At 69.1% G+C, this 11,438-nt stretch carries 11 protein-coding genes; 5 read left to right on the top strand and 6 right to left on the bottom strand.

From position 1 onward, the window contains the following. The first annotated feature begins 16 nt into the window (after nt 1-16). Complete coding sequence (locus AC5RWG_RS11475; protein WP_494166946.1) at nt 17-721, top strand: DsbA family oxidoreductase; 705 nt, start codon at nt 17-19, stop codon at nt 719-721. A gap of 67 nt (nt 722-788) precedes the next feature. Here the strand turns inward: AC5RWG_RS11475 and AC5RWG_RS11470 are convergent, their stop codons facing one another. Beyond that, complete coding sequence (locus AC5RWG_RS11470; RefSeq protein WP_494166945.1) at nt 789-1,430, bottom strand: dihydrofolate reductase family protein; 642 nt, start codon at nt 1,428-1,430, stop codon at nt 789-791. Nucleotides 1,431-1,676: 246 nt separating this feature from the next. Between AC5RWG_RS11470 and AC5RWG_RS11465 the strand changes: the two genes are divergently transcribed. Beyond that, complete coding sequence (locus AC5RWG_RS11465; protein WP_494166944.1) at nt 1,677-2,867, top strand: MFS transporter; 1,191 nt, start codon at nt 1,677-1,679, stop codon at nt 2,865-2,867. 123 nt (nt 2,868-2,990) lie between these two features. Here the strand turns inward: AC5RWG_RS11465 and AC5RWG_RS11460 are convergent, their stop codons facing one another. From AC5RWG_RS11460 to AC5RWG_RS11440, 5 genes are all read right to left on the bottom strand, one after another. Continuing rightward, nucleotides 2,991-3,668: a LytR C-terminal domain-containing protein gene (locus tag AC5RWG_RS11460; RefSeq protein ID WP_494166943.1), complete on the bottom strand. Its 678-nt coding sequence runs from the start codon at nt 3,666-3,668 to the stop codon at nt 2,991-2,993. Further along, nucleotides 3,661-3,960 (bottom strand): type II toxin-antitoxin system VapB family antitoxin, encoded by a 300-nt coding sequence (locus AC5RWG_RS11455; RefSeq protein WP_493977152.1) that lies wholly within the window; start codon nt 3,958-3,960, stop codon nt 3,661-3,663. Before AC5RWG_RS11455 ends, AC5RWG_RS11460 begins: the two co-directional genes overlap by 8 nt. 139 nt (nt 3,961-4,099) lie before the next feature. Next, nucleotides 4,100-5,614 (bottom strand): multicopper oxidase domain-containing protein, encoded by a 1,515-nt coding sequence (locus AC5RWG_RS11450; RefSeq protein ID WP_494166942.1) that lies wholly within the window; start codon nt 5,612-5,614, stop codon nt 4,100-4,102. Next, nucleotides 5,614-7,035: a multicopper oxidase domain-containing protein gene (locus AC5RWG_RS11445; RefSeq protein ID WP_494166941.1), complete on the bottom strand. Its 1,422-nt coding sequence runs from the start codon at nt 7,033-7,035 to the stop codon at nt 5,614-5,616. The genes AC5RWG_RS11450 and AC5RWG_RS11445 overlap by 1 nt, the downstream gene beginning before the upstream one ends. A gap of 109 nt (nt 7,036-7,144) precedes the next feature. Next, nucleotides 7,145-7,861 (bottom strand): DUF4352 domain-containing protein, encoded by a 717-nt coding sequence (locus AC5RWG_RS11440; RefSeq protein ID WP_494102349.1) that lies wholly within the window; start codon nt 7,859-7,861, stop codon nt 7,145-7,147. A gap of 112 nt (nt 7,862-7,973) precedes the next feature. Between AC5RWG_RS11440 and AC5RWG_RS11435 the strand changes: the two genes are divergently transcribed. The 3 genes from AC5RWG_RS11435 (at nt 7,974) to AC5RWG_RS11425 (ending at nt 11,269) form a co-directional block, all read left to right on the top strand. After that, nucleotides 7,974-8,885, top strand: coding sequence for a Cof-type HAD-IIB family hydrolase (locus AC5RWG_RS11435; RefSeq protein ID WP_494013260.1), 912 nt, complete (start codon nt 7,974-7,976; stop codon nt 8,883-8,885). A 265-nt stretch (nt 8,886-9,150) separates the two neighbouring features. Continuing rightward, a complete protein-coding gene (locus AC5RWG_RS11430; RefSeq protein ID WP_494101302.1) occupies nt 9,151-10,182 on the top strand; it encodes an isopenicillin N synthase family dioxygenase in 1,032 nt (343 codons plus the stop codon). Nucleotides 10,183-10,354: 172 nt separating this feature from the next. Then, on the top strand, nt 10,355-11,269 hold the full coding sequence (locus AC5RWG_RS11425; protein WP_494101301.1) for an oxygenase MpaB family protein: 915 nt from the start codon (nt 10,355-10,357) through the stop codon (nt 11,267-11,269). Nucleotides 11,270-11,438 lie beyond the last annotated feature (169 nt).

The raw sequence follows: 11,438 nt of genomic DNA, 5'->3' as shown, positions 1-11,438 counted from the left end.
CTTTGTTGACGTGTCCATGAAGATTGAGATCTGGTCCGACATTGCCTGCCCCTGGTGCTTCATCGGCAAGCGCCGCTTCGAAACGGCCCTGGAGGGCTTCGAGCACAAGGACCAGATCGACGTCGAATGGCGCAGCTACCAGCTCGACCCCACCCTGCCGGAGCACTATGACGGCACCGAGACCGAGTACTTGTCCCGGATGAAGGGCATGCCGCAGGACCAGGTCAAGCAGATGTTCGCCCACGTCACGGCGCAGGCCGAGGGCGAGGGCCTGAACTACGACTTCGACTCCGTGGTGGTGGCCAACAGCTTCACCGCGCACCGCTTCCTGCATCTGGCCAAGGAGCACGGCGTGATGGACCAGGCCAAGGAAGCCCTGCTGTCCGGCCATTTCGAGCAGGGCAAAGACATTGGCGACGCCGAGTACCTGGTGGGCATCGGCGTCGAACTGGGCATTCCCGAGACGGAGATCCGCGAGACGCTGGCGGGCGACCGCTTTGCCGCGGAGGTCCGCGCCGACATCGCCGAGGCCCGCGCGCTCGGCGTGAACGGGGTGCCGTTCTTCGTGCTGGACCGCAAGTACGGGATTTCCGGGGCGCAGCCGGCCGAGGCGTTCGCGCAGGCGATCCGGCAGGCGTGGAACGAGCGCAGCCCGCTGACCGTGCTGCCGCAGTCGAAGACCGACGACGGCGCGGTGTGCGGCCCCGACGGCTGCAACTGACCTGACCAGGCCGGAACCGGCGGGCTGCTTCCCGAAGCGGCCCGCCGGTTTTCTTGTGTCCTACGCCTTATCTTGTGCCCTGCGCGTTGCCGGGCGGACCGTCGAGCACGGTGGGAACGTACTCAAGCAACTGGAGCCGGCCGTCGAAGGTCCTGCTGTCCACCATCTCGAGCGCGACGTCCGGATAGCCGTCGTAGATCCGCTCCCGGCCGGTGCGGCCCGTGATGACCGGGAAGACGACCAGCCGGAAGCGGTCCACGAGACCCGCGGTCAGCAGCGACCGGCACAGGCTGAGGCTGCCGAGGGTGCTGAGCTGCCCGGTCCCGGTGCGTTTCATCTCCGCCACGGCCGCGACGGCATCCCCGGTGACCAGTTCCGAGTTCGGCCAGGTCAGCGGCGCCTGCAGCGTGGAGGAGAAGACGACCTTCGGCACGGCGGCGAGGCCGGTCAGGCTGGCGCCCTCATCTGCGGAGAATTCCGAGGACCCGGCCGCGGCCTGCTCGGACATGCCGGACATCAGCCGGTAGGTGTTCGCGCCCAGGAGGAAGGTGTAGTCCTTCTCCCCCTCCTGCTCGAGCCAGGCCAAATACTCCGGGCCCTCCAGCCCCCACCAGCCGGGCCAGCCCACGGCCGAGGCATAGCCGTCCAGCGAGATGATCAGGTCCACCATCAGGTTCGCAGATCCCGCCTGCGCAGTTGTCTCGCCCATCGCACGCTCCTCGCTCTGCCCGGCGCTTGGCCGACATGTTACTCCCGAAGCGATAGGTTGTTGAAGGTGCTCCGGGCGCCCAAGCGCCCGGAGCGAAGGTCCGCTTCCCTGAACTGTGGCGGTCGCCGTCCCCTTGGGCGACCGGCGAAGCACCCTGGCTGCACGCTGCGGTTCCATCCGCGTGCGCGGCGCATGTACTGATTGGCCGGCCGACGCTTCGGCCCGATTGAGAGGACCGATAGCGGGATGAATCAGCAACCGACGAGCCTCTGGACCAAGAACTTTATTCTGGCCATCGTCGTCAACCTGTTCATCTCCCTTGTTTTCTACATGCTGATGACCACGATGGCGCTCTACGCCGTGGACCGCTTCCAGGCCTCCGACACCGCCGCCGGTTTCACGTCCAGCGCGTTCGTGCTCGGTTCGGTCATTGCGCGGATCTTCGCCGGCCGGCTGCTGGACGTCGTCGGCCGCCGGAAGATGATCCTGGCGACCATGGCCGTGTTCGTGGCCGCCTCGCTGCTGTACATTCCCACCGGTTCACTGACCTGGCTGCTGGTGCTGCGCATCGTACACGGCATGGCCTTCGGCGCGGGCACCACCGCGGTGGCTGCCTCGGCCCAGACCCTCATCCCCCACACCCGGCGCGGCGAGGGAACCGGGTACTTCGGCCTGTCCACCACGCTCTCGACGGCGGTGGGCCCCTTCGTCGGCGTGCTGCTGGCGGGGCTGCGCAACTACGATGCGATGTTTTACTTCTGCGCCGCCGCCTCCGTGGTTGCCCTCGTGGTGGCCCTGTTCCTGCGGGTGCCGGAACTGCCGGCCCCGAAGCGATCCGGTCGGTTCCGGATGAGCCTGAGCGATATTTTCGAGACAGCGGCCCTGCCCATCTCCTGCATCATCCTGCTGGCCGGGACCTCCTACTCCGGCATCCTGATCTTCCTGACCTCCTACGCGGAGTCGCGGGGCTCCACCTCCGCGGCCAGCGTCTTCTTCCTGGTCTATGCGGGGGCGGTGCTGGTCTCCCGCCTGTTCGCCGGCCGGATCCAGGACCGCCGCGGCGACAACAGCGTCATGTACCCCACCCTGATCTCCTTCGTGCTGGGGTTGGCGCTGCTGATCCCGGACCCCACCCTCCTGACCATCATCGGCTCGGCGATTTTCAGCGGCATCGGCTTCGGCACCATCATGTCCGGCGCGCAGGCGATTGCGGTGAAGGTGTCGCCGGCCATGCGCATTGGCACGGCCACGTCCACCTTCTTCCTGGCGCTCGACCTCGGTTCCGGGCTCGGCCCCATCCTCCTGGGCACGCTGGTTCCGGTTCTCGACTACCCGGGCATGTACGCCCTGCTGGCCGTGGTGATGGTGCTGACCACCCTGCTCTACTTCTTCGTGCACGGCCGCCGGAAGGGTGCCGCCGGCGCCGTCGGCGCCTAGGGGCGCGGCGTCCCGGCGCCACGGCGATGCGGAGCGGCCGGTGCGTCGGGCACAGGTCGCGGGCAGAGCGTCGCGGCGGTGAGGCGGGCACTCGGGCCGGGCACCGCCGTCGTGCTGGAAGCCTTACTCCTGCTCCGCCGGTTCGCTGGGGGTGGGCGACAGCCTCGGGCAGCTCAGCGTACCCGGCGTCTGGTCCACCCGGTTGGCCGGCACGAGTTCCTTGTACCCGGCGCCGACCACCACGTCCACGCTGTCATCGGCGCGGTCGTCAGCCACGTATTCCGAGTCGGGAATGTTCCGCTGCAGGTTGAAGGCGTTGGCTTCGCCGGCCTTGCCGGACACGACGACGGCGCTCATCCCGTAGACGCTCAAGGTCTTGTTGCCGACGGAACCGATGTCGTAACCGCGGTCGGACAACGCCGCGGCCACCTTGCTGCCCAGGCCCTCCAACTGCGTGCCGTTGTAGACGTTGAGCCGGAACGAACCGTTGTCCGGGTAGTCGTAGGTGCCGGTCGGGCAGGTGACCGCTTCCGGTGGCGGCGGCGGGCCCCAGCCGGGAACCTTCAGGTCGCCGCGGGCGACGGCCAGGGCCGCGAGCGCCGCGGCGATGACCAGGCCGACCAGCAGCACCAACACCACCCCGTGCAGGATCCGCCGCTGGTAACTGTGCGGCTTCTCCACATTGCCGTCCTCGACGAAGACGCGGTCCAGATCCTCTTCGGTGATGACGCGCTGGCCCTGCCAGCTCAGTATCTGCTTGGGCTTGCGTCGGGGTGGCGGCGGAATGCTGGGTTCAGTCATCGACCACCAGGACCCGGGCATGCAGCACGGCCCTCTGGTGGAGCGCCGTGCGGACCGCGCGGTGCAGTCCGTCTTCCAGATAAAGGTTCCCCTGCCACTGCACCACGTGCGGGAACAAATCCCCGAAGAACGTGGAGTCTTCGGCCAGCAGGGCATCGAGGTTGAGCGTTGACTTGGTGGTGATCAGCTCGTCCAGGCGCACTTGGCGCGGCGGCACCTCGGCCCAATCCTTGGGGCTGACGTGGCCATGTTCGGGGTAGGGGCGGCTGTCGCCCACGGCTTTGAAGATCACGAACCCAGCCTAAGGAAGTCGGCCCGCGAAGGAAACGCGCGCCACAGCGTGCCGCGGACCCGTAGCCAAAAGGTTACGGTCCGTTTGCCGCACGCGTCGGGGCTATTGCTGCCTGCTTCAGGCCGCTGCCTCCCGCCGGTCAGGCCGCGGTGATCGGCACTTCGCGGACGCCCACGGTCTCGCCGGTGATCCAGTCCTCCCACTCGACCCGCAGCCGGTACTCCCCCCGCTCCGGCGGGTGCAGCATCACGTCGTACCGCTCGGCCGCGCCGAAGGCCAGCACGTCGGTCATGAGCGGGTATCCGGCCTCCCGGCAGGTCGGTGAGGGCGCCCCCGGTACGGAGGTGTCACGGAACGGCCGGCCGTCGTGGGCGATCAGCTCGGCCATCCGCACCGGCTCCCCGTCCACGGCCGTGAAGTACATGCGGTTGGGAAGGTAGTTGGCGTTCAGGATGCGCAGCAGCGTCGGCTTCTTCTCGCCGCCGGCCACGTTGGCCCGCAGGGCAGACAAGCTCCACACCCGGTTGTCGCCCGAGCGCCGGCGGACCAACTCGCCGCCCATCAGGTAGAAGTGCTTGGGCTCGAACCGGTTCAGCCCCACGTCTTCGCCGGAGAGCCCGGCCGCGTGGTGCATTTCGTGCCAGCGCGGATCCAGCGAATACGGGATCAGAATGGACTCGGTGTCGACGTCGTACTCCGGCCCGTCCACGAACGCCCGCCGCGCTCCCGGCGTCACCGGGTAGTCGGGGTGCACCACCGGATCGACGATCACGGGGCCAAACATCCCCATCTGCGCGTGCAGCACGGTGTTGACGTGGCAGTGATAGAAGTAGGTGCCGGCCGCGCCGTAGTTGGGATCTCCGGGCCGTCCCGGCTCCGGCGCCCACTGGTAGGTGTACGTGCCGCCGATCTCGAACGAGGTGTGGCCGACGCCGTCGTTGCGCGGGTCGGGTTCCAGCCCGTGCCAGTGGATGGTGTGCGGGCCCATCGAGGGATGCACGGTGGCGTGGAAGATCTGCCCTTCCAACGGCCGGATCAACGGGCCGGGAAAACCGCGGCCCGACTCCCGCGAGTCGAAGCTCCACATCTCGAACATTGCGCCGTCGTCGAAGCGCAGGTCCCGGTTGAAGACCTCCAGGTAGACGGACGAATGCGGCGTCTGCCGGAATTCCGTGACCGGGCGGTCCAGATCCAACTGGTCGGAGCTGAAGTCCACCTGGCTCCGAAAGCGGTGGCGCGGGCGGCCGTCGTCAGTGGGGCTCGGGCTCGGCGTCGGCTGCGCGGGTTGGGTCGGTTCCCCGGTGGGGGACGACGTCGGTGCCTCCGTGGGCTCGCCCGTGGGCGTCGGCGTCGGTGCGGCGGTGGGAGTGCCGGTGGGCGAGGCGGTCGGCTCAGCCGTGGGCGCGGCCGTCGCGCTCGGTCCCGGCGTTGCGGTGGGCTTCGGCGTGGAGGTGGGCTTCGGCGTCGCCGTGGGCTTGGCCCCGCCCCCGCCCGTGCGGTCGTCGTCGTCCTTCTTCTTGCCCTTTTTCCGGTCCTCCTCGCGCCGACGGGCAGCTTCCTCCTGCTTCCGCTCGGCCTCGGCCCGCTGGCGTTGCTCTTCGGCACGTTTCGCGGCCTTGCGGTCGGAGCGCAGGGGCATTCTCGGGTTGCTCATCATCCCTCCCCGGGAAGCGGTGCCTTCAGGTTCCAATGAGCCACCAGCCCGCCCGGATACAGGCCGCCGGCGGCAGTTTGCGAGGGCTCAGCGTGGCAGTGCATCGGGTACTCCCAGTCGGTGGTCCGGGCGTACCAGACCGGATCGAGGGCATCCGGCGGCCGCTTGACCGGGATGATGCAGTCCTTCCGATCCATCGGTTGCAGCTCCACCACGTCCTCCCACTGCTGCAGCACCACGTGGCCCTGCTTGTCCACGTACCCCTCGCGCCGCGGCCAGTGGTAGTTGTTCCGCCGCACGGTCCACAGGTGGTTCCCGTGGAAGTGGATCTGGTGGTACACGATTCCGGGGTTGATCAGCCGCACCAGCTGGCCGCCGCGGAGGGTGCCGGCGGTGGTGCCTTCGCCGAACTGGCGCACATCGAGCTGCCGCGGATACCCGGAGACCAGGGTTTCCTCGTCGCTGGCCAGGTTGAGCGCCTCGTTCCGGGTCATGGCCAGCGACTCGTAGCCGCTGCGCCCGTTGAGCGTGAAGTACCGCGGCACCGCCTTGGTATGCAGCGGGTCAACGGTGCCGCCGGCGGCCTCGATGGCCGCCCAGTTCGATTCCACCGCGTGGCAGATCCACACCCACTGCCGTTCGAAGCTGGCCCGGCCGGGCGTGATGTCCCACTGGTGCCCGGGATCCATCACCAGGAGCGCGCCGAAGAGCCCGAGGGTCCGCTCGACCGGCGCGTTGGTCGGGTCGCTGTAGATGTACGTGCCGGCCGGCGGGCACGGCAGCTCCAGCAGCGCCCTCCCGCCCGGCGCAATCGGACCGGTCCGGGCGTCCTCGTGGTCCGGTCCGACGTCGTGCAGGACAAACTCATGGTCCCTGGCCAGCCGGTTGTGCACCCGGAAGCGGAGCGTCGAACCCACCTCCGCGATGATCGTGCGCGCGGGGAAGTAGCTGGCCCAGTAGTTGCGGCGGATGAAGTACTGCCCGGGGTTCGCCGGGTCCGGGCCGTACGGCTGCGGAGTGCCGCGCGGCGGCAGCGCCGCCCCCAGCGGATAGCTCCGCGACTCCACCAGCCGCCCGTCGGCGGTAAACACCTTGGGCGCCACGGCCAGGCTCGGCGAGGCGTCCCGCAGGCCGGTGGGCCGGTCGCCGAAACCGCGGTGGTAAACCAGCGAGTCGTCCACCATCTTCAGGTAGCCCTCGTTGATGTAGAGGTCCAGCACGCCGGGGACGGGCACGACGGCGGAGGGCCGCGCCCCGGTGGCGACGGCCCGGGCGGGGCTCCTCCGCCCAGCCACGGTCGCCTGGGCCGATGCCGCGCCGCCCAGTCCGCCCAGGGCCAGCGCGCCGAGCCCGGCGGCGGCCCCGTATCTCAGGAAGTTCCAGCGCCCGACGCCGGCTGTCTCCTGGGAATCCTTTGGCATCCGGGGCTGCGCGCCTTCGGTGCCGGTCCCATCCGAGGCAGCGCTGCCTGACGCAGAACTACTCGAGGCTGCGCTCATCGTGCGGCCGTGGTCCGGCTCCGGCACGTGCTCAGCCATGATGTCCGCCCTCGTCCAGCCAACCGGGCCTGAGCGCCACCCGCGGCAGCTCGAGCCGCAGCGGCGCCGCGTGCAGCCACGGATCCGTAAACTCCGCCGACAAGCGCTGCGCGTCCGCCGGCACCAGGAAGCTGATCCAGAAGCGCTCGGTACTCCAAGCTGCCAGCGCCACGGCCTCCCCGGAGTCCCGGTTGGTCACCGTCGGACCGCCGTCGCCGACCCTCAGCCGCAGCTGCCCGGGAGCGAAGAGCACCGCGTCCTCCGAAGCGTTCCGCACCTCCAGCTCCACCAGCAGGTGGTCGCCCCACGTCATGTTCGCCGGTTGTGGCGCCGCCGCCATGATGGGGCCGTGGCCGGCGTGCCCGGCTCCACCCGCGGCACTCCCCCGGCCTTCCGCGCCGCCGGCCGTAGCCGGCCCCGCCGCAACGGAGGTCTCCGCGCCCGTGGCGGGGACACCGCCGTCGTACGCCAACCGATGCTGGCGCTCCGCGGACACCAGCCGCACGCTCCCGAACGACGTCTGCACGCCTCCCGACCCGACGGTGCCGGCCTGCAGGTGGCTGGCCGTGAGCAGGCCCGCGCCTCCCGCCACGCCGGCGATGCCGGCCCCAACAAGTACCCCAAAAACACGCCGCGAGAGACCGGACGGCAGGCTCGCGCTGCTGTCCGGCCCCGGCACAACCGCGCTATCCCCATAGAGCGTCGTCATTGCCTTACCGCTTTCCCGCTCCCCCAAACCTGTAGGCACCCATCCTTGCCGGGCGGCCTTGGGAAAAACTGGTGGGATGCGAACGGCCGTGCCACCCCGTCATACTGGGACCATGAGCCTCACAGCCGGTCTCCCTGCCCGCCCGGAGCAGCCGCCCATCGGCCTGCTGCTGGACGTCGACGGCCCGCTTTCATCGACGGTGACCCGGACCGTGCCGGCGGAGATCATCCACTCGCTGCTCGTGATGGCCAAACGCGGCTGGCCGATCGTGTTCAACACCGGACGGTCGGACCAGTTCATCAAAGAGCAGGTGATGGAGCCGATGCTGGCCGCCGGGATGCCGCCGGAGGTGCGCTGCTATGCGGTGTGCGAAAAGGGCGCCGTCTGGTTCAGCTTCACGGCGGCCGGCCCGGGCACGATCCATGTGGACCATGCGCTGGCTCCGCCGCAGGAGTTCGCCGCCGAGGTGCGCGAGCTGGTCCGCTCCGGCTACTCCAGCCACATGTTCTTCGACGAAACCAAGCGCGCCATGGTCTCCGTGGAACAGGTGGTGGGAACGGAAAACCGGGAGTACCGCCAGGTGCAGGAAAAGTTCGACGCCGAGGTCCTGGCTTTGATGTCCAGGTTCGGCATGGGTGCCACGCGCCTGGACCAGCACCTGCCGGACAGCGACGACCAAATTGACTACCGGGTGGACCCGAACATCATCGCCACCGACATCGAGTCGGTGCAGCTGGGCAAGGACCTGGGCGCCGAGCGGGCGCTGGAAATGCTGGCCGCGGACGGCGTGGTGCCGCACGCGTGGCGGACGATGGGCGATTCGCGCACCGACTACGCGATGTCCGACCTGCTGCACCACAACGGGCACGCGGTGCTGCACGTGGATGTCCGCCCCGACGACGGGGTCCCGCAGAAGCCGTACCCGGTGCTGACCGCGGCCCACCTCGGCTTCCCGAGGGCCGTGCACGAAGAGGCCGGCGCGGCGTTCCTGCGGACGTGGGCGGCGATCGCCCAGACGTTGTAGGGGCTTGCAGGGCGGGGTAGGGGCTTGCCTGGCGGGGTACGGGCGCGCGAGCCGGGTAGGGGCTTCCCGAACCGGATAGAGGGTCTTCCCGAGCCGGCCCGAGGGCCTTCCCGAGTCGGCCGCACCCGCCGTCGGGCCGTAACACGGCGAAATACGGGGCGCATTCCACGCCGATTCCCTTCGCGAGTCAAGCGAAACTCAGCCTCCGCAGCAAAACGTAACGTCCGTAACAATTGACTCCGGGCCCGGTGCTAGTCTGCCTTCCATGAACGCACTTCAGGGGAGCATTCCAGTACTCGACATGAGCACCGCCCGCCTTGCGGACGGCAGCTTCAACCCGGTCTTCATCGACCAGTTGCGCGACGCCGCGCACCGCGTCGGGTTCTTCCAGATCACCGGTTACGGCGCGGCCGAGGGCCAGGTAGCGGAGCTCTTCGACGCGATGAAGCGCTTCTTTGACCTGCCGCTGGAAGAGCGGCTGAAGTTGGACAACCGAAACTCCCCGCATTTCCGCGGCTACACCCGCATGGGCACCGAGCGGACCCAGGGCCGCGCCGATGCCCGCGAGCAGCTGGACTACTCGCCCGAGAGCGAGCCGGTCACCGACTACCCCGAGGACCAGAAGTACTGGCTGCTGCGCGGCCCGAACCAGTGGCCGGACGCCGTGCAGCCGGACCTGCGCGAGAAGGCCATGGCCTGGGCCGAGCTGATGTCCACGGTGGGCCATAATCTGCTCTCGGCCATCGGCGTCGGGCTGGGCCTGCCGGAAGACTACTTCGACGAGCCGTTCGCCGGCACCCCGCATTGGATGGGCAAGCTGGTGCACTACGTCGGCGGCGTGGTGGAGGAAGCCGGCGATCAGGGCGTGGGCGTGCACGCCGACTACGGCTTCGTCACCCTGCTACTGCAGGACATGGTGGGCGGGCTCGAGGTGCGGCCGCCGGAGTCCGATGAGTGGCTGCCGGTCGAGCCGATCGAGGGCGCCCTGGTGGTGAACCTGGGCGAAATGCTCGAGGTCGCCACCGACGGCTACATCACCGCCACCGTCCACCGCGTGCAGGCTCCGCCGCCCGGCGTGGACCGCTACTCGGTGCCATTCTTCTGGTCGCCGCGCCTGGATGCCGTGATCGACCCGGTTCCGCTGCCGGACGAGCTCAAGGCCGAGTCCCGCGGCCGCACTGACGACCCCACCAACCCGATGCTCTCCAGCTTCGGCGCCAACATGCTCAAGGGCCGACTGCGCGCCCACCCGGACGTGACCGAGAAGTTCTATCCGGAGCTGCTCGCCAAGAAGTAGGCGCGGCAGGTCGCCGGGGGTTTCGGCGGACGGGGCTGAGCTTCCTGGCCGGGACTCCTGGCCTCCTGGCCTCCGATGCTCCCATGGTGTGTGCGACGTTCGGGGTCGCACACACCATTCTTCTCGATGCAGGCTCCGCAACCCGGTGCGCGGCCGTTCCCGCCCGCCCATAATGGGCTGTGTGGGCAACATCCTGACCCGCTGGCGCGACGAACTGCGGGGCACGTTTTCCGGGCAGAGCGACACAATCCCGCAGTGGGAGCTAGACCTGGAGAACGGCGACGACGCGGGCTACTTCGCGCCCGATTCGGCCGTCTGGGCGGTCCACGGCTCGATGCCCACGCTGGTTGCCGGCATCCGTTCGCTGCTCACGCAGACGCTGCATCCCGGCGCGCTGGCCGGCGTGCATGACTTCTCCGCCTACCGCGACGATCCGCTGGGGCGCCTCGCAAATACCATCCGGTGGATCTTCACCGTCACCTACGGCGACACAGCGGCGGCGCGCTCCGCCTGCGACCTGGTGCTGCGCCTGCATGAACGCGTCCGGGGGACCTACACCGACTCGGCCGGCGGACAGCAACCGTACTTTGCCAACGACCCCCACCTGTTGCGGTGGGTGCACCTGACCTTCACGGACGCCTTCGTCACCGCGCACCTTGCCTACGGCCGACGGTTCCCGGGTGGTCCGGACCGCTATGTGGCCGAATGGGCCAAGGCCGGCGAGCTCATGCAGGTTTCGGACCCGCCCGGCACTTATGCGGAACTGCGCGCCCAACTGGCCGGCTTCGCCCCGGAGCTAGCCGCGTCGCCCACCATGGAGGAGACGGTCGCGTTTGTCAGGCGGCCGCCGCTGCCCCGCTCGCAACGGCTGGGTTACCGCATCCTGTTCGCCGCCGCCGTCGAAACGCTTCCCGAGGAGCACCGCCGCCTGCTGGGGCTGCGCCCGACCACTCCCCTGCCGCTGCGGATCCTCATAAAGCCCGCCACCCGGATCGTCCTAAGCGTCGTCCGGCTGGGGCTGAGCAAGACCGGGCCGAGCGAAGCCGCGGCGCGCCGCCGCCTCGCCCGGCTCGGGCAGCAGGCCTGACGGCGCGCGTCACGGGACGCAACTGTCCACGTTTAAAACGACCCTGGGACAAAGCCGCAGGTCAGGGGCCTGTGATTCGCCAAAAGATGGACAGTTATGGCTGAACATGGACAAAAGTTGCCCGATCCGCGGCTGGTTTGCCGGTAAGAACCCCTCGTCCGGCCGTGCG

Source organism: Arthrobacter sp. Y3221160, assembly GCF_059092585.1.
The sequence above is the reverse complement of the archived record's forward strand: the minus strand, read 5'-3'. Positions and strand labels throughout refer to the sequence as shown.

What these genes read in the sequence shown, in the direction of transcription:
- AC5RWG_RS11470 (WP_494166945.1), bottom strand. Translation starts at nt 1,430, where the DNA reads ATGGGCGAGACAACTGCGCAGGCGGGATCTGCGAACCTGATGGTGGAC.
- AC5RWG_RS11445 (WP_494166941.1), bottom strand. Translation starts at nt 7,035, where the DNA reads ATGCCAAAGGATTCCCAGGAGACAGCCGGCGTCGGGCGCTGGAACTTC.
- AC5RWG_RS11440 (WP_494102349.1), bottom strand. Translation starts at nt 7,861, where the DNA reads ATGACGACGCTCTATGGGGATAGCGCGGTTGTGCCGGGGCCGGACAGC.
- AC5RWG_RS11460 (WP_494166943.1), bottom strand. Translation starts at nt 3,668, where the DNA reads ATGACTGAACCCAGCATTCCGCCGCCACCCCGACGCAAGCCCAAGCAG.
- AC5RWG_RS11425 (WP_494101301.1), top strand. Translation starts at nt 10,355, where the DNA reads ATGGGCTGTGTGGGCAACATCCTGACCCGCTGGCGCGACGAACTGCGG.
- AC5RWG_RS11435 (WP_494013260.1), top strand. Translation starts at nt 7,974, where the DNA reads ATGAGCCTCACAGCCGGTCTCCCTGCCCGCCCGGAGCAGCCGCCCATC.
- AC5RWG_RS11450 (WP_494166942.1), bottom strand. Translation starts at nt 5,614, where the DNA reads ATGAGCAACCCGAGAATGCCCCTGCGCTCCGACCGCAAGGCCGCGAAA.
- AC5RWG_RS11475 (WP_494166946.1), top strand. Translation starts at nt 17, where the DNA reads ATGAAGATTGAGATCTGGTCCGACATTGCCTGCCCCTGGTGCTTCATC.
- AC5RWG_RS11465 (WP_494166944.1), top strand. Translation starts at nt 1,677, where the DNA reads ATGAATCAGCAACCGACGAGCCTCTGGACCAAGAACTTTATTCTGGCC.
- AC5RWG_RS11430 (WP_494101302.1), top strand. Translation starts at nt 9,151, where the DNA reads ATGAACGCACTTCAGGGGAGCATTCCAGTACTCGACATGAGCACCGCC.